Raw genomic sequence first — 23663 nt, 5'->3', positions numbered from 1 at the left:
TTCACTATTCACCACTCACTAATTCATGGCCCTCAACAGCGGTATCTTCACATAGAACGTCGTCCCCACCCCTTCCTTCGTCACAAACCATATCTCGCCCTTGGCCTGCTCCACAATGCTTTTGCTCATGGCAAGGCCAAGACCCGTACCGGAAGACTTCGTGGTAAAGTTGGGCGTGAATATTTTGGATTGCGTTACTTCCGGAATACCACTCCCATTATCCGTAATGCTGACCGTAATGTATTCTCCGCCATTCAGCTCTTCGTTGATGCGGATGATATGTTGCGGCCTGTCTTCACTCGCCTCGATCGCATTCTGCATCAGGTTGGTGAACAAACGGTTCAATTGTGTCTTATCGGCAAACAACAATACCCGGTGTGGTACCGGATCCCATTTAAAATCCATATTCTCCGTAGCCTCATAGAGCGAAGTGAGCGAGTACAACATTTCATGCAGGTCAAATACTTCATTGCGTGGGTTGCCAATATTGGCAAACTGCGAAAAGTCCGATGCGATCTTCGACAGGTGATCGATCTGCTCAATAAGCGTGCGGGCCACACTACCAGTCATCTCCTTTACATTGGGCGAATTATCATCGATCGCTTTCTGCAGGTACTGGATACTGAGCTTCATCGGCGTCAGCGGGTTCTTGATCTCATGCGCTACCTGCCGCGCCATTTGCCGCCAGGCGCCTTCCCGTTCACTTTTGGCGAGCGACTCAGCACTCTCATCCAGCTTCCGCACCATTTTGTTGTATTCTGTTACCAGCACCCCTATCTCATCATTGCGGTGCCAGTTGATCTCCTGGTTCATCTTACCCAGGTTGATATCCCGCAGCTTTTGCGTAATGAGCGTAAAGGAAGAGGTGATACGGTTGGTAATGAACAACGCAATGGCTCCTGCTACCAGGAATATAAACGCATTGAGGTTGATGATCGTCACCAGGAAGTACGAGATCTCCTGCGTCAGTTCCACTTCCGCACTATAAGAAGGCACGTTGAGATAAGCTACTGCGTTACCATCATCATCCCTCACCGGCGCATAGATACTCAGATAGTCTACTTTACCCACTTTTTCGTCCGTCACCGTTTGCACCTGCCGCAGGTTGTGCAACCGGAAATAAGCCAGCGGGTTCATCTTTTCGCTCAATACACCCCGGTAATAGATATCCGGGTTGGAAGTTACCTTCAGGTCCCCGGAGGTATCATACAGGTTCACATCCATGCCATGGATGTCCGAAATATCCCGCATCAACTGTTCCACCTCATCACTGAAGCCAGGCTCATACAACATGATCCCTTCGTTGAAAGTAGCATGATCCGCCAGCTTCTTTTCCACCTCATTGACCATGATCTGGATAGCACGTGTAAGCCGGTCCTGGTTATTACGGTGATACCGGTTGATGATGAAAAATACGTTGGCCACACCAATCACTACAAACAGCAACAGGCTGATCAATATGATCGTGCTATGTATCTGAGAACGGATGCTTAATTCCCAATACTGCCGGAAAGACGTTTTTTGCAACCGGGTCCTCATCAGGAAGGCTACAATGCGGTAAAAGGCCAGGAGGAACAGGAAGGTGCTGAACAGGTAGGCAAACAAGGTAATCGCCTCTATGAATGAATTGTTTTTACGGGCTACCACCACTACCTTGTCGGGCGTACCGCGGTACCACAACTCTTCATAGCCATCTTTTTTTACGATGCTGTATTCATCCTTCAGCGACTGTTTCTTGAGAGAGGTTGGAAAGGCATAATCATTATAATGACTGATGAGCTGCAGGCTGTCATAGATAGCATAGGCGTATACAGGCGAGTATTCCGGTGTCCTTTCCCGCGTAGACTTGAACAGTTCCGGTACCAGCGCTTCACTTTTATACCGTTTGGGATCCGACAATACAAACAGGTAACCAATGGTTACATCATTGCTGTCAAGCACCTCTTTCTTAAAGATGTAAGAGAACTTATCATACGACCTTTCAAAATAACGCAGATCAGGGATATTTGTCCCCTTCGACTGATTACGGAAAATGGTATTCAGCGTATCAAACGACCCTGGCTCTGTATTGAACAAAGGATTCGTTTCCTTGTCGAAAGTAAATAACCAGGTATCATATTTATTGGCATACCCGATGAACCCCGTATTGCTGATGCTATCCTTGAGTTTCGCATTCTCCTGCTGGTTGTAGAAACGGCGAAAATTAGGCTCCAGGAAATTATTGTCCAGGTAAGCCAGGGCAATGCTCAACAATCTTTCATTCGAAGGATCTGCCTGCGAAGCAAGCTTTTCGGCAAACCGCTTTCTTTGCTCAAATTCGATCTTCCCATTCTCAAAAAGAATAACCGCAGCCATGGAAAAGGAAAATACAAAGAGCCAGAACAATACTTCCGATACATTGAGCCGGTAATTTAATCCCGCAAAGATCTTTTGCCGCATGAGCCAGATGAACAGCAGCAACCACAACAAGGTATAGAGGTTCAACTCTACCATGGCATTATTGCGCTGGAAGGACAGCATCAGCAGACCAAGGAACGCCGTAATGATATACACCACATAATTCTTCTCCCCTACCAGTTTTCCCACTACCGTGAGAAATATTTGCGACAGTAAAAAATAGCTGAGGCCAAGCGTAGCCATCACCGCAAAGCCTACAAAACTGTATTGCTCTACCAGGCTGAAGAAGTTCGTTACATTAAAAGACATCTTGGCGTCAGACACCAGTGTTTGCAGGATGTCCGCAAACGTAAAAGTGCTCAGTACCAGCAACGCCAGGATCCCTGTTACAGCCCCCCAGTTTTTCCAGGGCGCTCCCAGGGCCTTGATGGTAGAAGTATTCAGCCGGCGATTAACGAATATCACCATCCAGCAAAACAGCAATGAATTGATGAGCAGGTCGCCGAGTGAGCTCAATACCAGGCTCGAACCATAGATATAGGGATCAAATAGTTCGAACTGCCGCAGGTCCAGCATATCCGGGAAGAAATAGGATGACAACCGCAGCACCAGCAGTATCCCTACCAGGAAGGAAGCGCCATACCAAAGGCCATACTTCCGGCTGATCTGATCCGCCGTTTGCTGCAGGTATAAAAAGAGCAGGAAGAACCCCGCAATCACCAGCAGGATCGACCATATATTGTGCTGCTGCAGGTGCTCATTGATTCGTTGCAGGTAAAATAAGGTATTCCCACGGATGCTTTTTACGGGATAAGGCGTGGGTGACAACACCAGGTCCACCCGTTCAACTGCTTTGGAAATACCGGCAAATTCTTTCTTCAGGTTCTCATTCTCTACAAAATATTTCCATACCACCGGGATCAGTCCCTGAATTGTAAACTGCCGGTTATCGCGGAGTGTTATTTTCCGGCTGCTGTATACATACTGCCCATTGGTGAGTTTGATCAAACGGCTGGTATCCAATCCCCAGGAGAAGGAAACATCCGGCAATATGTTTTGTGTGTTCCAGAATACCAGGTGCGGTGTGCCGGCAGAATCCTGCGCATGTTCATAAATGAAAATATCGTATCCCTTTTTCTTATCCAGCACGCGCGTAAGCCCCGCTTCATCGTACCGTTGATTGGCCAGGGCGCTCAATAAGGCCGTATCGGCCGTCAATTCCTGGAAATCCCTTTCCTTTTCCCGGATTCTTTTTTCTATGAGATTAACGTAATACCGGGCTGTAGTAGTGCCGATTACATATTTGTTGAGGATGAACGCTACTCCAAAAAGGCTGATAGCCGCCAGCAGGTAGATATTCTTAATAAGCCAGTTTTTCAGCAATTGCTTCAAGTGCCGGGGTTTTGTTTTTTAATGCTGTTCCAGATGGCGTCCATTTCGGCCAGGGACATATCGGCCAGCGATTTACCATCCCGGGTAGCCTGTTGTTCCATGCGGGTAAAACGGCTGATAAACTTCTTATTCGTCCTTTCCAGCGCATTTTCAGCATCTATCTGCAAAAACCGTGCATAATTGACCAGGGAGAACAGCAGGTCACCAAACTCCTCCTCTATTTCCGCCTGCCCCTTAATGGCTACCGCCTCCTGCAACTCGTCCATTTCTTCCTTTACCTTATCCCAAACCTGTTCCCGCTCATCCCACTCAAACCCCACCTGTTTGGCCTTTTCCTGCAACCGGGTGGCTTTTACCACCGCCGGCAGGGATACCGGCACACCGCCCAGTACTGAGGTCTTCCCCTCTTTTAATTTTAATTTCTCCCAGTTCTGCTTTACTTCCTCCTCATCTTTCACCTTCACATCCCCATATATATGCGGGTGGCGCGATACCAGCTTGTCCGAAATGCCCTGCAGCGCCTCTTCCAGCGTGAACTTCCCTTGTTCGGCCCCTATTTTAGCATAAAAGACCATGTGCAGCATCACATCCCCGATTTCCTCCTTGATCCCCTTCCAGTCCCCCTCTGTGATGGCGTCCGCCAGCTCATAGGTTTCTTCAATGGTCAGCGGCCGTAAGGTCTCTACCGTTTGCTTCCTGTCCCACGGACATTGTTCCCTCAGTTCATCCATGATCGTCACCAGGCGCAGGAATGCTGCCGCCACCTTATTTGTCTCCATAGTCCGCTATTTTTTTAGAGCTTGAAAAGCGTTAAGGTAAAGAAAAATATAAACAGCATCACGATGGCAAAAGTGGCCATCAGGTTCAACAGGAAAAACTTGAGCAAGGTCATAGCACGGCCCTGCTTATAAAATGTTCGCATGGCCTTATAGGTGTAATAGATCCCCCCAATGATCAGCGCCGCTTCGATCCATCCTATCCAGCCCTGGTGCGTAGTCTGCCGCAGCTCGATCACAGAGAAATAAAGCAACAGGAATATGAAGGTGAAAATATACAGGTAGATAAAGAATATACCGTGCTCCACATAGTAGAACTGCTTATGCCTGAAATACAGCAGCTTCATCAGCAAAGCATACAGCGGCAGCGAAAGGAACAACAAATAAGGCAGCATATGCAAAAAGGTATCTGCCATATCCCGCACAAACTTCTTATTATCCTCCCGCCAGCGATTACTCAATTCTATATTGCGGCGGGCCGCCTTCCTTGCCCACCAGCCATCCCGCAGTTCAGGCCGCAAGGCTTGCTGGGCAGAATCATATTGCTGCACCGTTTCATATTCATCGCTGGCCTCAAACCAGGTGGTCCTTCTGTCCGGATGCCGGACCGCCTTCACCTTTCTGAGACTGTCTTTCCTGATCTTGTCTTTTATCCGGTCCGCGATCACCTGGGCCTTGGCCGCCGCAAAGCTATTGATCATTTCCAGCGAATCCGCAGAGGTCCGCATCGCCTTCAATGCAATATCCCGGGCAATATCCAGCTGCTGGGCCGAATCCATAAAATTCTTCTTCGACCCCCAATCACCCTTGGCTATATTATCGGGCTTGAACATCGTAAAGAAAATGAGGAAGAAAAGGGCGGAACTGAATACATACATCCGGATCGGATGCAGGTAACTCGCCCGGCGGCCCTTGATGTATTCCTGGGGCAGAAACCCCGGTTTGGTGATCAGGTACTTAGTGGTACTGAAGAACTTACCATCAAAATGGGTAATATCATAAAAAAAGTGGCTTACCAGGCCCCATACAGTCTCTTTTGGCTCAATATTTTCCTGTCCGCATATGTGACAATATCTTCCAGTCAAATCAGCATTACAGTTCAGACAATTCTTCTCGTGACGTTCTTTGGAATGGGACACCGGGTGTTAATTTTGCTTAAAAATAAGGAAAGACAGTATTTTACAGAAAAATTTGGATATCCGCTATATGGAAAACAAGCATTTGTTCGTTAGCAGCAGCATGAAAACAACGATTTTAATCCTGCTTATTGGCAGCTTTGTCATGTCCGCGCAAGGTCAGCATTATTACAATGACCTGGTAGTTACCCGCGAACAGATGAAGAAAAGAGGAGTTTGGCTGCAGCAAAAGGTAAGATCAGTACGCTTTAACAGCCTGGATGGCAATAACCAACCTATTGAAGGCTTCAAATGTGAACAAAATGTAAAGAATAATTTTACGGAGATCGTTACTGAAACGACCACTACCCTGGCCGGCACCTCCGTCAATACTGCCACTTTTAATACCGCCGGCCAATTGATCAAAACCACCGATACAGCAGAAGGCAATAAAACAGAGATCAATTATACCTACGATGCCAATAACCGCATCACCAATATTGTAAGCCTCTCCTTTTCACCAGGCAATTATATCAGTAAGGAACAACACTTATGGTTTTATGATGCCAGTGGCAAACCCGTACGCATGGAGAAAATAAAGAACAACAGCGATACTACCCATATTACCATCCTGCCCGATGAAAAAGGAAATCCTGGCGAAGAAAAAAGCCTGCGCCAGGGCCAGCCATTGCCCACGGTTTATTATTACTATGATGACAAAGACCGCTTAACCGATATCGTACGCTACAACAACCGCGCTAAAAGACTCCTGCCCGATTATATATTTGAGTACGACGACCAGGACCGCTTATCCTCCATGCTCGTGACCGTAGAAGGTACCGGAGATTACCAGAAATGGCACTATAGTTACGATGCAAAGGGATTGAAAGTACTCGATGCCTGCTACTCCAAAACGAAGGTCTTGATCGGCAAGGTTGAATATAAATACCAGTTCTAACACCTTCCATTAGTTGTTCCACGGTACCAGAGGATAGCTCAACGCTGCATCCAGGCTATAAGCTCCGGGGCCTTCATTTTGCTGACAATTATATTTTCCGGGGTTTCCCTATCCAGTTTCAGGACAAGCCGGCGATTAAAAAAGTGTTCCGCCATTACCATCACATCACGATTAATAAGGAACTGCCGGTTGGCCCTGAAGAACTGGTAGGGATCCAGCTGTGGCTCTAATTCATCCAACACTTCCGTAAGAAGGTAGGTTTGATTGTTTTTGGTTGAAACCTTTACAATGCCAGCAGCGGAATAAACAAAAGCAATATCAACGGTTTTCAAAGGAATGATCTTTTCATTTTTGAATACCAGCAAACCACTCTTATACGTAGGCTGCAATCCCGACAATACAGTCTCCAGCCGCCTATAATCAACCCCGTTCTTTGTGCCCATTATCAGTTTCATCTGTTCGTATTTGCGTAGGCTTCCGGCCAACTTCTCCTCATCCACAGGCTTTAACAGGTAGTCAATACCATAAGTGCCAAAAGCCTGTATGGCATAAGTATCAAAAGCCGTACAAAAGATCACCGGGCATGACACTGCCACCCGTCGGAATATTTCGAAACTGAGTCCATCCGCCAGTTGTATATCAGAGAAGATCAGCTGGGGGGAAGGATTATGCTCAAGCCAGTTGACCGCCGATTTGATAGACGGCAAAATATTGCCAACCACCAGTTTGTCATCCAGCCCTTCGATCATATTTTTCAATTCCTTGGCTGTTTTTGGCTCATCTTCTATGATCAGTATATTCAGATCCATTATATTAATAAGGGAACGCCTACTGTGAAAAGTTTACCCGTTTCGCTTATCCTGATGTCAAGCCCGGCCAGCAACCGGTATCGTTCCTGGATATTACTGAGGCCAGTGCCCAGGCTATCACTTAACTTGTTTCGCCGTTGCAGGGAATTACTCACCATCAACCATTTATTTTCTACTGTATATATGTAAATATTCAACGGATCCTCCGTAGTTACTACATTATGCTTCACGGCATTTTCAATAAGCAATTGAAGGGTGGCAGTTGGCAGCTTTCTGGTATACAGGCCATCCTCCACATGGATCTCTGTAACTATAGCTGCTTCAAAACGCTCTTGCAGGATATGCAGGTATGCCGCTGTAAAATCCAGTTCGGCCCGTAGCTCTACCAGATCGGCCATGCGGTTGCTCAACAAATACCGGTATACTTCCGACAACCGTTGAATAAACTCACGCGGTGCTTTCTCCTGCACCATACTCCGCAGGGTGCCCAGCGAATTGAACAGGAAATGCGGGCTCACCTGCTCCTGTAAAAGGCTCAGCCTGGCCTGTAGATTTTCCTTTTTCAATTGTTCATTCTCCAGCCTCGATTGCTGGATCTGCGCCGACATGCGCAACAAATAGGCAATGTAATAAAGGAATCCACCTATCACGAGCCCTCTGCCCAATAAAAGAAAATTGATCAGCTGTCTTCCCCGGGAGATCAATTCAAGCCGGTCGCGCAAACCCGTAATACGGTTGTTGAGCGTAAAAAGCAGGACTGAAATAAGCATACATCCCGCAATAGCGATCACCGCCTTCCAGCCATAGTTTTCCGGCCAGTTCCACCTGATCACATATTGTATCAGCCACCAGCTCAGGTAGGCATTGACAAACGAAGCAATTGGCGCCGCCAATGAAGCCCCCATCTCTTCCCGGCCCAATCGCAATACATAGCCCAGCAGCGCTATGAACAACGAGATCATAAACCCGGTGAACGGATAAAACTTCTTCATACTATAAAGGTATCAAACAGGCTTACCGTACAGGGCCCTTATCACCATGAAGCTGACAAAATCGCCGGTAAAGCTGACAAGGGCCTGGTCTTTTCATCTTTCAATTTGTCTCTTCCATATCGATTTCACCTGTTTTGTCAAACCACTGCCGATACTTTTGGCGCTTCAATAAAATTAACGCATGTATGAAGTTTAGACTGATCATCATTTTCTGCACAGTGGCGATCTGCGCCCAGGCACAGTTACAACAGGTATCAGGGCGCATTACGGATAAAGCTACCGGAGAACCCCTGCCTGCTGTAACCGTTTCGGTGCCGGGCAGCAGGCTGAGCAGCAGCAGTAATGTTGACGGGTATTTTATGCTCAGTGGGCAGTTTCCCGATCCATTACTGCTCCGGTTCTCCTGCATTGGCTACCAAACATTGGATCATCACATCCAGCCTGGCCAACTGTTGAATAACCTCCGCATCCAACTGGCTGCCAATGACAGGCAACTGGATTCAGTAGTAGTAAGCAGCGTATCGCCGGAGCGTTTCAAACTGAACCAGCAAACCGGTATGATCCGTATGGACCCAAAACTGATCGCTACATTACCTTCCCTGGGTGAAAAAGACATCTTCCGCGCATTCCAGCTAATGCCTGGGATAAGTGCGGGCAATGAGCAATCTGCAGGACTGTATGTACGGGGAGGCACGCCAGATCAGAACCTGGTACTATTCGATGGATTTACGGTGTACAACGTAGACCATCTTTTTGGTTTCTTCAGTGCATTCAATGCCAACGCCATCAAAGATGTTCAATTATTCAAGGGTGGATTTGATGCAAAATATGGAGGACGCCTTTCGGCTTTAATGGACATCACCGGCAAGGAAGGCAATAAAAATGCTTTCAATGCCGGGATAGACCTTGGGTTCCTGAGCGTAAATGGATTTGTGGAAACGCCCCTGGGAAAAAAGATGTCGGCCCTCGTTGCTTACCGGCGCAGTTTTGAAACCTCCTTTTATGACAAACTGAAAGACCAGGCAACTATTGACAATGAGCATACCAACCGCACACAAGGTGTTGGAGAACGGTTTCGTGGTCAGTCGGATGTAAAATCGCACTTCGATGACCTCAATGTGAAACTCACCTACCGCACAGATAGCAAGGATGTTTTCAGTTGGAGTGTATATCATGGCAAGGACGATATGGACAACAGTACGCAGGCCGGTGGCGGTTCCCGGCTGGGCAACAGGTTATCCTCCTTCTTTGCCAATACCACCGATGTCGCCAGTTGGGGCAATACAGGCACGAGCCTGAAGTGGAGCAAACAATGGAATACAAAGCTCTACAGCAACACACTCGTAAGCTATTCTAATTATTTCAGTGAGCGTACCAATACCCTTCGCAGCAGCATTACTGATTCACTGGGTATAGAACGTAAGTTCCAGAGTGGGGCCATCGAGGATAATCAATTGTATGACTATGCCGCAAGGACCGACTGGACATGGTCCATCACACCGATGCACCAGTTGGGATCTGGTATTCAATACAATTACCAGGACATTAGTTATGACTATTCCCGTAACGATACGCTTAAGTTGATCAACCGCCAGGCACAGGGACATACAACCTCTTTATACCTGCAAGATGCGTGGAGCCTGGATGACCACCGGTTTCACCTCGTGCCCGGCATCAGGACCACCTACTTCTCTCCCACCGGAAAATGGTATTTGGAACCGCGGTTACACGGAGATTACCAACTCACGGAACAGGTGAAGCTGAAAGGCTCTGCCGGCCAATACTACCAATTCGCCAAGCGGGTGATCCGGGAAGACCTGCTGAATGGCAGCCGCGATTTCTGGCTGTTGGCGGATGATGACCGTATACCTGTGAGTGTATCACAGCAATATTCCGCCGGCATCAGCTGGGAAGATCAGCTATTCCTGGTGGATATGGAAGCTTATGTCAAAAACATGAAAGGATTGTCTGAGTACACCTTGCGTTTCCAACCGATGGGCGGAACGGGCGACTATGCCGACTTCTTCTATGAAGGGACCGGCAAGGCAAAAGGGATAGACTTTTTATTGCAAAAGAAAAAAGGAAAGTATAATGGCTGGATCGGATACACCCTCGCAGAAGTCACCAACGATTATGCCATTTACGGACCAGACCAGTTCTTTGCTTCCAACGATATCCGGAACGAGTTCAAGATGGTACACAATTACCGGCTGGGCCGGTTCGATCTGTCCCTTTCCTGGATGTACATGACCGGTAAGCCATATACAGCGCCTACAGGTGGCTACCAGGTCACATTACTGGACGGGACCAAACAAACCTACCTCAATGTATCGGCCAAGAATGCCTTGAGACTTCCTGATTACCACCGGTTAGACGCCGCAGTGACCTTCAACTTCGGGCGTTCCGGTAAGTTCAACGGAGCCCTTGGACTATCATTCTTCAATCTCTATGACCAGGTGAATACCTGGTATAAAAAATTTGATATCATCGAAAACGAGATCGTGGAAACCGATGTGAACTACCTCGGCTTCACGCCCAATCTTTCCCTGAGTATAAAATTGAAATAATAAACATTCTTATGCTAAAGCATCGCCCATATCAGGTCATCCTCTTTACAGCATTACTGATGACCGCCTCTTTTTCGTGTACAAAGGAAAATAATGTACGCCCCGCCCCCTTGCCGGTGGTGGAAGGTTACCTGGCGCCCGGACAAAACGCTTCCATCACCATTTCCGAAGAGATCTTATACGGAAGCACCGGTACACTCATTCCCATCACCGGATTGATGGTACAGATCACCCATGAAGGACAGACTTATACATTGACAGAAACAAATGCCGGCCGGTACGGGTCCCTATCATTGCCCGTTATCGCAGGCGGAGCATACCGGCTATCTTTCTCTTATAATGGTAAGGAGATATCAGCTACCACAGAGATCCCGCCCGCCCCGGGAACAGTCACCTTTTCCGCCACTGAGATCGTGGTGCCACAGATAGGCCCGGGTATGCAACTCCCGGATCCCGTCCGGTACACCTGGGAAAATCCTGACAAGGCATACCACCTCATGGTAGTGAGGAATATGGAAATCAACCCCACCCCCATCACTTTCAATATCGGTGGCAATATTATTGAAAAGCCCGCTCCCATTTTCAGGGTCCCCCCGCTTCGTAGCGACGAGCAGCAATTGTCACTGGGACGTTTTTCTTATTATGGCAGGCATGCAGTGCTGCTGTATCGCATTCAGCCTGAATATGCCGCCCTGTATGAAGACAACAGCAATAACTCCACCAACCTGGTAGCGCCACCTGGTAATATTGAGAATGGGTTGGGCATCTTTACCGGCGTGCATGCGGCAGACACTATGTGGATACAGGTCCGTTAACGGGCGGTCCATCCCCTGTTCTGTGCCTTTCATAGGCAATAACCAATACATCGAACCACTGATCGGTCCAATCATTATCAAACATCAAAACAATATAGTCATGAAGAAATTATTTGTTCCCCTTGCGTTGGCAGGTAGTATCCTCGCCGCAGAAGTAAAAGCCCAGGTAGTCGTTGTTAAACCGCCCGTCCGCCGGGTAGTGGTCGTACGCCCACCCGTTAGGGTAGTTAGGGTGGCGCCACTACCAGGCGTGATCGTTGCTCCTGGGGCAGTGGCAGTCAACCCGGCAGTGGTAGTTGTGAAGCCCGCTGCCTTGGTTGTACGGCCTGCACCTGTTGTTGTACGTTCAACCCGGGTCATAACACCTGCACCATCAACAGTGCTGGTACGAAAAAAAGTGGTCATCTATTAAATAATATCCAATATGGCAGGTATAAGTTATAAAGCATGGGCAGCAGGCTTGCTGCTCCTGCTTATCATCGCAGAGATGATATGGAGCTGGCGGCATGACAAGAAAGTGTACCAGGTGAAAGAAACGCTTACCAACCTGGGGATCATGGCTGGTTTTCAATTGTCCAAGTTCCTCTTTGCAGGCATGCAGCTAAGTATACTCGGTTGGGTCTATCGCTACCGGGTTTTCGATTTTGAACCCGGCATTTTATTATTCCTGGTCACTTTTGTAGTGACCGATCTTATCTACTATTGGTTCCACCGGGCTTCACATGTTTGGAAACCACTTTGGGCTTTTCACCTCGTTCACCACTCCAGCCTGTGGATGAACCTCACTACCTCCTACAGGCTCAATTGGTTTACGGCTATCGTTACCCCGTTTTTCTATGTACCCGTTGCCCTGCTGGGGTTTCCTCCGCTGATGATCGCCTTATCTGTGGGGTTAAATCTCCTGTACCAGTTTTTCATGCACACCGAGGCCGTGGGAAAGCTCGGTCCATTGGAAGGGATCATCGACACCCCTTCCGCACACCGGGTGCATCATGGCGCCAACCCCCTCTACATTGATAAGAATTTCGGGGGCGTATTCATGATCTGGGACCGGCTGTTCGGCACCTATCAACCAGAAACAGAAAAAGTGAGATATGGTATTACCACTGGCTTTGTAAGCCACAATCCATTTGTATTGATCTTTCATGGGTTCATAGACCTGTTCAAAGGAAAGATGAAATACAAAGGTTAATTAAAAACAAACAGTAAACTATACAAGAACAAATCGATCAATTATGAAAGCAAGGCCTTATTTAAGTAACCATATCATCAGCTTTATACTGTGGAGTGTATCAGGATGCCTGCTTGTTGACCATGCACAGGCGCAGCGTCGCAAAACTTCTATTTTGAAGGTAGGTACCGGCATCAGCTTTTTCAGCAACCAGGCAAATGGCAGCAGTGTACCACGGGTAGGACTGAGTATCGGACTGGCGCCAACCATACCATTATCTCCCGAGCTATACCTTAAACCTGAGATCGCTTTTTCCATGAAAGGAGGCAGGATCGATTATAATGCAGCCAATATCTTCAGCGGCAATGTGCGTTATCAGATCAATTACCTCGATCTCCCACTGGTAGCAGGCTTGCGCGTTACCCGGTGGCTGGTAGTGGAAGGAGGCGCTTACGGAGCTGTGAAGTTGGGTGGCAGTTTTGATTTCCAGGGTACTTTTGCCGTTGGATATGGGGCCTTTGACCGGCATGACCTCCACGGATTCGATTACGGTCCCATTGGAGGGGTGGTGTTGCAAAGCAGGTTATTACAATTGGGAATACGCTACTATCATGGACTTACTGAAATTGCTGCTGAAGAAAAAGCCCGTATACTGCTGGGCAACGCCAGGAACAATACCATACAGCTCTGTATACAGTTGAAGCGGTTTCGCAGAAAGAAGAATTAACCCCGTATTTATTGGTCACCACCTTCACTGTTGCCAGAAGGCAAAGAGCTATCTTATAGACTTACCCTAAACAGTTCCTTCTGCCCGGGCCGGGAATTATTCTCCACCAGTGGTGATCAATTTATTTAACGTAATTGTATTTTTGAGGATGCATCCGAAAGCTATAGCCATCCTTATCTGCCTCGGTCTGTACGTATCTGTTATTGCCCAATCAGGGACTCAAAAGAAGGGCCCAGGCAAAACAGCCTTATTGGCCGATCTTGACCTGTACCGCCATATCCTGGAAAAAGCCCATGCCGGCCTCTATAAATACCATACAAAAAAGCAGGTAGACAGCCTTTTCGATCATTACCGGCAGCAGATCCGCCCCGGCACTACCCTGCTGGACTTTTACCGGTATGTAAGCACCATCCTTTCCTATATCGGCAGCCTGCATGATGATGTGTCCTTACCCCAGTCATACCTCGATAGCATGGTCACCCGACCAGCTTTTTTCCCTTACCCTGTAAGTGTTGTCAACAATAAACTCCTGGTCAATATCGACGGCCAGCAAATACCTGCCGGCGCAGAGATCGTATCCATCAATGGCCTGCCCCTGCCATCCATTTTACCACGTCTGTATAAATATTACACCACCGATGGTTTGAACACCACCGGTAAACTACTGGGTATTGGATCATCCTTTTCACTGTTTTACCGGTATGAATTTGGTCCCGTGCAACAATTCCACGTAGTATACAAACCTTTCCCTTCCCAACAAACGGCCAGCACTACCCTTCCCGCAGTTACTTACCGCGACTACCAGATACTGCGCAAAAAAAGACATTCCCTCTACCTCGACACCTTACTCGACAACCGCTATACCTTTCAATTGATCGACAGCCTGCAGGCAGCCATTTTAACCGTCAATACTTTTTCCCTGGGCAATGCCACCTCCCCAAAACATGCAGCTTATAAACAGTTCCTGCAACAATCTTTTGCCACGTTGAAAGAAAAAAAGATCAGGCACCTGGTAGTGGATATCCGCAAAAATGGCGGTGGCTCCGACCCCAATGACCTGCTTACTTATTCCTACCTCACCGATCATCCTTTTAAAGAGAACAAGCAAGCCTTTACCCTCTTTCAAAAGGTGCCCTATCGTCAATATTTCTATACAGATGACAGCACGGATATTACTGATATAGAAGAGAACTTCCTGGAAGAGCATAACCAGTTGCGCCAGGGAAGGTATTACCAAAACCCTGATTTCAATCCTTTCTGGCAGCCCGACAGCCTGGCTTTCAAAGGCAGGATCTATTTATTGATTGGTCCGGCAGTAGCCTCTGCCGCTTCCCTGTTTGCCAGTATGGTACGCAGCGATGAAGGCTCCTCCCTGGTGATCGGAGAAGAAAGTATGGGCGGCTATTATGGTCATACCGGGCACAACAGTGTAGCTTACGAATTACCCCATACCCATATTAATTTTTCCTTTTCCGTGGTAGACCTGCTTCAGTATGTGGAGAAAAAGAAGGAGATACCTTTTGGCAGCGGCATTAAGCCACATCACATCGTCACCCAATCCCAACAGGATTTTATCAGCAACCGCGATGCCGTTATGCAATTCACCCTGGGGCTGATCAGGGGTAAAAACTAAAGTGACCTGCCACCCGCTCCTGCTGAGTGGTAGCTACTTATAAAAAAGGTAGCCCCACGGCTTTGACCATTCGAATATAACTGTTATTTTGACGGCCAAATCAAAATCCGATCCTCTATGAAGAGAACCGCATCCTTGCGTTATTCCCTTATTGGCCTCACCGCAATGACCCTTGTATTTTCCTGTACCAAAGACAAAGATGATCTTAAAAAGCCGGCAGACCGTATCCTCGGCGTATGGAATATCGTGAAAGAAACCGAAGTAACGTACAACAAAACCACCGGGGCATACAAGGATTCCTCATCCGTTGATATTCCGCAAGGCTTGTTTACCATCGATTTCAGAAGCAATGGGAACGTATATACCAGGATCAGTGAAAACGGCCAGATAGCACTCGACACCTTCAGGTATGAACTGGAAAATGAAAGCCTCTTGCTGATCGATGGCGATGAATACATCATCAACAAGTTCACCAACGACCACCTGATCACCACCGATTATTACGACGATAATACCAGCAATGTAAAGCACACACTGGAGTTTAAGAAATAATACTGCCTACGTTCAGATCAGTTGCCTTTTTTAGTTGAATCCTTACCCGCCGATATTCTATAATCATCGGGACCAATACCCTTTACCCCTTTGGGCCGCTTACCCGGCGGTGTAACGGCAGCAGAATCAACCAGTGGGACAACCGGACGGAAGTTTTGTACAGCAGGTGAATCTATTACAACCCGAGGCAGGCTTTTATCAACCACGGAATCCGGGTTGGTAAAAGCTTTTACTGGTTCCTGCGGTGACGTGGAGTCCACTTTCCTGGTGGCAGGCGTTACCGGCCTGATCTTTTCCTCATTGATGATTGTACTGTCTGTTACAGGTAAGGAATCCTTCATTGCCGGCACCGCCTTTTCCGGTATCGTTTTCCCGGGAGGGTGACTCTTACGAACACCATACCACCACAACGTAGTCACCACCGCCACTACACCGACAAACACATACCAGATCTTTCCGCCATACTTCAGGGGCGCCTTTTTAACCGGTACATCCACCGGCCCACCCAATTGCAGGTCAATACTGGCCCAGATGCTATCGGCCATATCCGGCACCGGCACCTGATCCAGCTTGGCTGCTATTGATTGCTCATATGGTGTGGTAGTATGCACTAAATACTGGTTCCTGTTAATTTTTGTTTTAGTAATTTCCTGGCTTCACTCAGGTGCCACTTACTGGTCCCTTCGCTGATATTCAATTGCTGGGCTATTTCCTTGTGTGTATACCCATCAATGGCATACAATACGAATACCGCGTGTGTGGCAGGCGGCAATTGCCTTACCAGCTGCAGGATAGCAGCCGCATCACTTTGTTCAATGATACTGTTATTGATCGCCGGCTCTTCCGCCATATCCATTTCCAGCCTCGTAAAACGGCTTCTTTGTTTGATGATATCCAGCGCTTCGTTGATGATGATTTTCTTCAGCCAGCCATGGAAGTTCCCCTTCGTTTCATCAAAGGACTGGATACTGCGGAACATTTTTACAAAAGCATGGCCCAGGATATCACCCGCCTCCTGCTCGTCTGTAGCATAACGCATGGCAATGGCCATGGCAAAGCCATACAGCTGCCGGTACAGTTGTTCCTGCGCTTTTCGTTTGCCTTCGCGGCACTCAGCAACCAGTATTTGTAACTCCTGTTCCAGTTCCCCCTATATTGTTTCGTCCTGTTTTCACCATTCATTATCCGCCAGGGCACCGCAGCCGCGGCTTACCACTGCTCATTATGTACTCGTCGCGCCAGGATAGCGGTAGCGATAGCCGATACATTGAACTTTTCCTCCGCATCCAGTTCATTGTAAAACCATACATTCCGGTCGATCAGGTCCACAATGGCAATCACCCCACCCGATGTACTCAGTTCATAGCCCGACAGCAGTTTAAAAGGCAAGGTCCCTGTCTTACCATTGGCCATTTCCGTCTTTTTAATGCTGAGCGGTTTTATGTAGATCGTATCACTGCCATTGGTGGCCAGTCCATTATCACCCGCTTTGATATAGGCAAATATGTTTTTATCATTTTCCGCTTTCCGGTCATAGATATTCGTCATCATCAGCTCCCAGACTTTGCTGGTGGGCTTGGTGCCGCCATAGATCATGGCCGAAAATATATAGTTGTATTGCTCCAGTTTTTCGAATGAACCGAAGAAACTATTGTTGTTAAGCACACTGTATTCCGTCTTTTTGGTAACCGCCTTTTCATGGGCATAGATCTCGGCCGTGCTTTTTCCGTCCGACAGCTCGTAGTGAAACCTGGCTTTTTCATTTTCCGTGGTCCCGCTCATGCCAAGACCAATCTGCTGCAGCACCAGGTTTTCCAATATATAAGCACGCCCCCAGCCGGGATAACTTACGTGGGCCCCTCTTTTGATCCGGGAAGTAGTAAAATTAGCCATCGACATCTTATTGCCCCTGGCCCCGTCTACATGCTCCATGGTGGCCTGCTCTTTGAACGTTTGGGGTACGGCCAGTTTGATCGAAGTGCTGCAACCCATCAGGCAGCTTGCCGCGATTACCAGTACTGTTGTTTTCACAAATAATTGCAAAAATATATAATATATCACAGCCGGAACATACCGGCTTTCCAGGGCAGTACCCGCCCATGGAGGGAAAAGGTTGGGCAGCCTTCAAAAAAAATTATTTTGGTTCCGGCCCAACCTTTAGGCCCGAGGGGCGGGTACTGCTGTCAAACAATGTTCACATTCAAACAAATGAAACGTATGAGATCAACCATTTTGTCATGGGCCGTACCCGCAGTAGCAGCCAGCCTCCTTCTCTTTTCCTGCAAAAAAGATAAAAGCGAATCCAATAATGGGGAGTGTAGTACCAGTATGACTGGCCTGTCCGGTTCTTACAAACTGACCGCCTTGCAGTATAAGCTAACAGCTTCTTCCGTATCTGTCGATTACCTGGCCTATAGAGAAGATTGCGAAAAAGATGATATCCTCGTCCTGAAGTCCGACGGGACCTGGGAATACAATGACCTGGGCACAGTTTGTACCCCCTCAGGATCAGAAAAAGGCACCTGGAAAGTGAGTGGTAATACATTGACCAGCGACGGTACGCTCAATGGTACCATCGCCGGTTACGATTGTAAAACAATGGTGTATTATGTGGAAAACACTCTCAAGGCGGGTGACCGGATGACCTTTACGCTTGTCAAACAATGATCACCCTTTTTCTTTCCAGATCAGGCTGCTTAGGTAGCCCACCAGCACACACATCAGTACGGCGACTGCCGGGTATAGGAAAAAGCTGACAATATTGGCCGCTTGTACAAAGAACAGGCAGATAGCACTTACAATAAAGCCGATAAATATACCAACACTGTTAATGCGCGGGAAGAATATACCAGCTACGAACATACCTGCCAGGCAGCCGCCAAACAGGCCAATGATCTTCAGGTATTGGTCCCAGATGGAAGCATTGCTCAGGTATACCATGTACACCGCAATGAAGAAACCCAGAACGCCCAATACGACCGTGGTACGGCGTGCAAAGGCAAAACGCTGCCTGTCCGTACTCGCCGGCTTCAGGTATTGATAGAAGTCCGTAGTCACTACCGTGGCGATCGAGTTCATGCTGGAACTGATGGTAGACATGGTAGCGGCAAACAAACCGGCAATCACCAATCCGGCCAGACCGGAAGGCAGTTGATTGGAAATATACCAGGGGAATACATCATCGATCCGTCCGTTGGGATTCAACGCAGCAGGATTGTGTTTGAAGAACACCCACAAGGCCGTGCCCACACAAAAGAAGATAAGCGAAGCGGGGATCACCAGCAAGGCATTCGTATAAATAGATTTCCTCGCTTCCTTTTCAGTAGGCGTGGTCAGGTAGCGCTGCACCACTACCTGGTCCGACGAATACGTCACCAATTGCGTCAGGAATCCGCCTACCAGCACAACCCACAACACAGGTTCCGTGATCCGGCCATGCATAATGGCCATCCGGAACTTATTGTTTTCTGCTGCCTCGGTAAACAATTGTCCAAAGCCTCCCGGCAGAGAGTTGGCCATGAAGATGAGCGCAATTAAAGCGCCGCCCAATAACACCACTACCTGCATCACTTCCGTCCAGACCACGGCTTCAATGCCACCCGATACACTGTAGGCCGTGGTGATGACCGTAATACCAATGATGCAAACAAAGATATTGATGCCTGTTACTGCACTCAATACCAACGCAGGCAGGTAAATAACAATACCCAGGCGGCTCACCTGGAACAATACGAACGTAAGACTGCCCAATAATTTTACCCGCTGGTTAAATCGGATGCGCAGGTACTCATACACACTCGTCAACTGCATCTTCCGGAAATAAGGCAGGTAGAAATAAACGATCAGCGGCGCTACTGCCACGATCATAATATTATTGAGCAGGTATACCCAATCCGTAGCATAAGCCTTGGCAGGAATAGCAATGAACGTCAGCGCGCTCAGTTTGGAACCAAAAATACTGAGGCCCGCCGCCCACCAGGGTATCTTACCGCCGCCTAAAAAGAAATCATTCGTGGAGCTTTCCATTTTACGCGATACGATCACACTGATACCGATCACCAGCAGGAAGTAGATTCCTACAATGATCCAATCCAGCACGTGGAAAGCCCCTGCAGGTTGTATGGGTGTGGCCATAAGTACCCTTGGTGTCCTTACTGCCGGCCTTACTTCTCCTGAAGGAAATACGACACTGCCATTCCAGAGCACCGAAGGCGTGGTTACCGGCGCCCATACACTGTTGTTGGGCTGCTGTGCAGCATCTGCCTCCTTATGCGTCAGGATCGTATCGATAGCCGTCCACACATCCGTAATATTGTTATAGGCCCATACCTTATCAGAAAAACCGGGATGCTTTTCTTTCAGGATAGCATTCTGTTCAAAATAACGGCCATGATCACCGCCAAATACCAACAGGTGTGATTGACCGCTGGTATAGGCCGGACTGGGTGCAGCCGCTACCGGTTCGGGCAGGTCAGCTACTTTGGCCCAACCTTTGGCGGGCGTATAACGATAAGCATCTTTCAGGAACACCCGGTGGGCCACGCTATCCCCTGCCCCTTTCACCAGTTCAACACCACTCATCAGGTAGAAGGCGCCATCCAGCGTGCCCGCTACGGCCAGCATACGCGCAGGCCCCGGCCAGCCAGGCAGGATAGTCCATTGAGCGCCTGCAACACCCTTCGACAGGTCAAGTGACCAACATACCAACTCTGCAGCCGTGGCAGCAGGACTGGCCGTACCACCGGCTATATAGATCACATCGCCGATAAGTACCCCACAGGCATTGGCCAATGGTTTGGGCAGAGCAGGCAATGGCGTTGTTTGCACACGGCCATTGGTATATTGTAAGAGAAATACATCTGCATAATGATTGTTCGCATCACTCCCACCCACACAGATCAGTCCACCCTTCCAGGTAACAGACACCCCATAGGCCAATGGGCGGGGAAGCTTGCCCGCTTCTTTCCAACTGCCTGTAGCTGTTTCCAGCGCATATACTTTATCCTGCCACGTCTTGTTGCTGCCTGTCCAGGGTGTGCCGCCATCCGGAAAGTTAGCACCGCCCCCTACCAGCAACGTACCGTTCGATACGCCGGCAAAACATCCTGCCAGGCCAGGCGTTCCAGGTAATGGCGGCAACTCGCCCCAGCGTACATAGGAAGGATGCGCTTTGTCCTGCGCCAGCAAACTGCCGGAGAACAAGAGGAAGAGGAAAGAACATATGAGCAAACAATTCTTCATGATGAATAGTCAATAGTGAATAGTATACGAACACATCAACATAATAGCGCACATCTCCATGCGTATTAAACGTGTATGCTGCCTCGGCGAGGCTACCGCTTTGTAATACGCATTGCGTATCAATCGTGCATTTTGCCCCAGAGAGCTTGTCCCGCAACAAGCGGGAGGCTATCGCTTTCCTCCATGCGTGTCAAACGTGCATTTTGCCCCAGAGGGGCTACCGCTTTGTAGCAATCAACGCGAAGGTGTTTTTTCAGCCCTGTAGGGGCTGCCCTTGCGAAGCAGCATCACCAAAGAAACATTCGCTAGGCAGAAACCTCCTGCTTCCGGCCTGCTGTATATTTCTCCAGCTCTTCAAAGAAGCCCACTTCCTGTAAAGACACTTTCAAAGCGGCTGCTTCCTGTTTGGTGAGACTCACCAGGGGAAGCCTGCAGGGCCCTAAGGTATATCCCAGCATTTCCATGATCGCTTTCTGGGCAGGGATGGGGGAATATTTCAGGAGGCAACGCACCATTTCTACCAGCTTCAATTGCAACTGCTGTGCTGCTTCCTGCTTGCCTTCCCGGAACAGGGCCATCACCTTCAGGTACAAAGGCGCTGCAAAGGTATAGGTACTGCCAATAGCACCACCCGCCCCTACAGCCAGCGCACTCAACAGCATTTCATCATAGCCGTACAGGATATTGTATCTGCCGTTTTTATAGTTGAGGCAAGCCTGGTATTCAAAAATGGTAACGGCTGTATATTTAATACCCGCCAGGTTGGGGATCACACCTTCACTGAGGCGCAGGAAATCGATCATATCCATACCTACCCCCGTAAGTGCAGGCACATGGTAATAATAGAAAGGCAGGGAGGGCGCTGCGGAAGCGATCTCCGCCATACAGTTCACCAGGTTCTGTACCGAGCCAGGTTTAAAATAAAAAGCTGCTACGGCTGAAATAGCATCGGCCCCAATACTGGCAGCATGGGCAGCCAGCTTCTTCGACTCGGCAATGGAAGGATGCCCTACATGCACCAGTACCAATACCCGCTTATTAACTGCTTTTACATAAGCTTCTGCTACGGTCATACGTTCTTCAACGGTAAGGTTGGGACCTTCGCCATTGGTGCCGCAAATAAATACACCGGCTACGCCGTCTTTGATCAGTTTTTCTACCAGGTCTGGAATAGGACTAAGGTTTAATGAACCATCTTCGTGAAATGCCCCAAACGTCGCTGCGATCAATCCTTCAATTTTCATCATGTTATTTATTTTAACTTAATTATGCTTTATTTGAATGCTTAGCAATTCTTTGTGAAGAAGCTGCGAGCAAAACCGGCGCTGTATTCGCTCGCAGCTCGCAGCTCACAGCTATTTCTTGATCCAATCGATCGTAAACCGCTTCAGCACCAGGCTATAATTGAATCCGGTGCCCACCGTATTGGTCTCATACAGACAATACACCGTACCATCTTTGCCAACCGCGATATCAGAATAACCGGCGAAAGAGGTATCGATCACTTTCTGTATAGACCATGTTTTACCTTCATCATAACTCAATTTGGCCGTAAGGTTCTTACGGGGAGGTTTGGGAGCATTACGCGTGTCGGGATTGGTGAACAGCAAACCGCTCTTACCCTTGTCGTTGAACCGGATGATGGATGCCATACAAACAGGTTCATACAAGGCAGTGTCCAGTACAGGATCTGTCCATTGGCTAATGCCATCGGGACTATAACTCACTCCCCGGCGATGACTGTCTCCTGAATGGCGGATATTCAACATCACCCGGCCATCTTCCAGTTGTACCGCCATCGTTTCACTGGGGTTCTTGATCACCCCATCTGGCAGGATCGCTCCCCGCTTCCAGGTCCTGCCTGTATCATCACTGTAAACGGTGGCTATGCGGGAAGGGTAATGACTTTTATGCGGCAATAATTTCGCAGGATCACAGATCCATACTGCCACCAGCAAACGGCCATTCTTTAACTGGATGGAGTGGCCGGGTCCGGGCGCCAGCACCTGCCAGTTGTATTCAGGCCTGAACGCATCAAAAGCATAAGTGATGTCTGCAGCCGGGCTCCAGGTTTTACCATCATCCGTTGACTTCGTGTAATAGGCGTTGGCATAGCCCCGCTGGTACAGCAGGTGAATAGTGCCATCGGCATCTACAATGGGCGTAGCATTGCTGGTGGGCATAGGTCCCTGGCGGGCTGCTATCACCACCATCGGTTCCCATGTTTTGCCACCATCGGTGCTGCGCCGCATCAGCATATCCATTTCCGCCCAATCACTGGCCGTGCCGATCCTGCCTTCACAGAAAGCCAGCAGGCTGCCCTGCTTCGTAAGCACCAGCGCCGGAATACGCATGGAAGCATAGGAACCAGCCATCGGTTCAAATACAATGGTTGTTTCCGGAGCCTGTTTACCGGCATTCACCTTTCCGGTCTTGCAGCTGGCCCAGGTCCAGGCTCCTGTTACCAATAAAATAAATATCAATGGGTTTTTCATAATATACATTTAGTGGCAATGCC

At 48.5% G+C, this 23663-nt stretch carries 20 protein-coding genes; 9 read left to right on the top strand and 11 right to left on the bottom strand.

The genetic code is table 11. The features are described from left to right. Window positions 1-18: 18 nt before the first annotated feature. Genes D3H65_RS01035 through D3H65_RS01025 form a run of 3 tightly spaced genes read right to left on the bottom strand, consistent with a single transcriptional unit; the run spans window position 19 to window position 5650 of the window. Window positions 19-3789, bottom strand: a complete 3771-nt coding sequence (locus D3H65_RS01035; protein ID WP_119048479.1) for a sensor histidine kinase — start codon at window positions 3787-3789, stop codon at window positions 19-21. Continuing rightward, window positions 3786-4568, bottom strand: coding sequence for a nucleoside triphosphate pyrophosphohydrolase (gene mazG, locus D3H65_RS01030; RefSeq protein ID WP_119048478.1), 783 nt, complete (start codon window positions 4566-4568; stop codon window positions 3786-3788). Before mazG ends, D3H65_RS01035 begins: the two co-directional genes overlap by 4 nt. Before the next feature lie 14 nt (window positions 4569-4582). Beyond that, complete coding sequence (locus D3H65_RS01025; protein ID WP_162915327.1) at window positions 4583-5650, bottom strand: DUF3667 domain-containing protein; 1068 nt, start codon at window positions 5648-5650, stop codon at window positions 4583-4585. A 121-nt stretch (window positions 5651-5771) separates the two neighbouring features. Between D3H65_RS01025 and D3H65_RS01020 the strand changes: the two genes are divergently transcribed. Then, a complete protein-coding gene (locus D3H65_RS01020; protein WP_162915326.1) occupies window positions 5772-6638 on the top strand; it encodes an RHS repeat domain-containing protein in 867 nt (288 codons plus the stop codon). 38 nt (window positions 6639-6676) lie between these two features. Here the strand turns inward: D3H65_RS01020 and D3H65_RS01015 are convergent, their stop codons facing one another. Together D3H65_RS01015 and D3H65_RS01010 are read right to left on the bottom strand one after the other, a co-directional pair. Continuing rightward, entirely contained in the window at window positions 6677-7447 is a 771-nt protein-coding gene (locus D3H65_RS01015) for a LytR/AlgR family response regulator transcription factor (RefSeq protein WP_211345594.1), read from the bottom strand. Further along, window positions 7447-8439: a sensor histidine kinase gene (locus tag D3H65_RS01010; RefSeq protein ID WP_119048475.1), complete on the bottom strand. Its 993-nt coding sequence runs from the start codon at window positions 8437-8439 to the stop codon at window positions 7447-7449. The genes D3H65_RS01015 and D3H65_RS01010 overlap by 1 nt, the downstream gene beginning before the upstream one ends. A gap of 185 nt (window positions 8440-8624) precedes the next feature. On the opposite strand from D3H65_RS01010, the gene D3H65_RS01005 reads away from it, so the two are divergent. From D3H65_RS01005 to D3H65_RS00975, 7 genes are all read left to right on the top strand, one after another. Beyond that, the gene (locus D3H65_RS01005; RefSeq protein WP_119048474.1) at window positions 8625-11006 is read left to right on the top strand and encodes a TonB-dependent receptor; all 2382 of its coding nucleotides are present in this window, start codon (window positions 8625-8627) and stop codon (window positions 11004-11006) included. An 11-nt stretch (window positions 11007-11017) separates the two neighbouring features. After that, the gene (locus tag D3H65_RS01000; RefSeq protein WP_119048473.1) at window positions 11018-11821 is read left to right on the top strand and encodes a DUF4249 family protein; all 804 of its coding nucleotides are present in this window, start codon (window positions 11018-11020) and stop codon (window positions 11819-11821) included. Window positions 11822-11921: 100 nt separating this feature from the next. Beyond that, window positions 11922-12233 (top strand): hypothetical protein, encoded by a 312-nt coding sequence (locus tag D3H65_RS00995; RefSeq protein ID WP_119048472.1) that lies wholly within the window; start codon window positions 11922-11924, stop codon window positions 12231-12233. Window positions 12234-12245: 12 nt separating this feature from the next. Continuing rightward, window positions 12246-13013, top strand: coding sequence for a sterol desaturase family protein (locus tag D3H65_RS00990; protein ID WP_119048471.1), 768 nt, complete (start codon window positions 12246-12248; stop codon window positions 13011-13013). A gap of 43 nt (window positions 13014-13056) precedes the next feature. Further along, on the top strand, window positions 13057-13719 hold the full coding sequence (locus tag D3H65_RS00985) for a porin family protein (RefSeq protein WP_119048470.1): 663 nt from the start codon (window positions 13057-13059) through the stop codon (window positions 13717-13719). A 148-nt stretch (window positions 13720-13867) separates the two neighbouring features. Beyond that, complete coding sequence (locus D3H65_RS00980; protein WP_119048469.1) at window positions 13868-15352, top strand: S41 family peptidase; 1485 nt, start codon at window positions 13868-13870, stop codon at window positions 15350-15352. A gap of 117 nt (window positions 15353-15469) precedes the next feature. After that, a complete protein-coding gene (locus tag D3H65_RS00975; RefSeq protein ID WP_119048468.1) occupies window positions 15470-15904 on the top strand; it encodes a hypothetical protein in 435 nt (144 codons plus the stop codon). A gap of 17 nt (window positions 15905-15921) precedes the next feature. Here the strand turns inward: D3H65_RS00975 and D3H65_RS00970 are convergent, their stop codons facing one another. The 3 genes from D3H65_RS00970 to D3H65_RS00960 all read right to left on the bottom strand — a co-directional run bounded on the left by D3H65_RS00970 (window position 15922) and on the right by D3H65_RS00960 (window position 17935). After that, window positions 15922-16515: a hypothetical protein gene (locus D3H65_RS00970; protein ID WP_119048467.1), complete on the bottom strand. Its 594-nt coding sequence runs from the start codon at window positions 16513-16515 to the stop codon at window positions 15922-15924. Then, window positions 16515-17027: an RNA polymerase sigma factor gene (locus tag D3H65_RS00965; RefSeq protein ID WP_245999787.1), complete on the bottom strand. Its 513-nt coding sequence runs from the start codon at window positions 17025-17027 to the stop codon at window positions 16515-16517. Before D3H65_RS00965 ends, D3H65_RS00970 begins: the two co-directional genes overlap by 1 nt. Window positions 17028-17113: 86 nt before the next feature. Continuing rightward, complete coding sequence (locus D3H65_RS00960; protein WP_162915325.1) at window positions 17114-17935, bottom strand: hypothetical protein; 822 nt, start codon at window positions 17933-17935, stop codon at window positions 17114-17116. A 186-nt stretch (window positions 17936-18121) separates the two neighbouring features. Between D3H65_RS00960 and D3H65_RS00955 the strand changes: the two genes are divergently transcribed. Next, window positions 18122-18571: a lipocalin family protein gene (locus tag D3H65_RS00955; RefSeq protein ID WP_162915324.1), complete on the top strand. Its 450-nt coding sequence runs from the start codon at window positions 18122-18124 to the stop codon at window positions 18569-18571. Here D3H65_RS00955 and D3H65_RS00950 read toward each other — a convergent pair whose 3' ends face one another. From D3H65_RS00950 to D3H65_RS00940, 3 genes are all read right to left on the bottom strand, one after another. Continuing rightward, window positions 18572-21145, bottom strand: coding sequence for a sodium:solute symporter family transporter (locus tag D3H65_RS00950; protein WP_119048463.1), 2574 nt, complete (start codon window positions 21143-21145; stop codon window positions 18572-18574). It abuts the gene before it with no gap. A 305-nt stretch (window positions 21146-21450) separates the two neighbouring features. Then, entirely contained in the window at window positions 21451-22392 is a 942-nt protein-coding gene (locus D3H65_RS00945) for a dihydrodipicolinate synthase family protein (protein ID WP_119048462.1), read from the bottom strand. 108 nt (window positions 22393-22500) lie between these two features. After that, complete coding sequence (locus D3H65_RS00940; RefSeq protein ID WP_119054339.1) at window positions 22501-23640, bottom strand: sialidase family protein; 1140 nt, start codon at window positions 23638-23640, stop codon at window positions 22501-22503. Window positions 23641-23663: the final 23 nt, after the last annotated feature.

It is taken from the genome of Paraflavitalea soli, from assembly GCF_003555545.1.
In the GTDB taxonomy this organism is placed as follows: domain Bacteria; phylum Bacteroidota; class Bacteroidia; order Chitinophagales; family Chitinophagaceae; genus Paraflavitalea; species Paraflavitalea soli.
The sequence above is the reverse complement of the archived record's forward strand: the minus strand, read 5'-3'. Positions and strand labels throughout refer to the sequence as shown.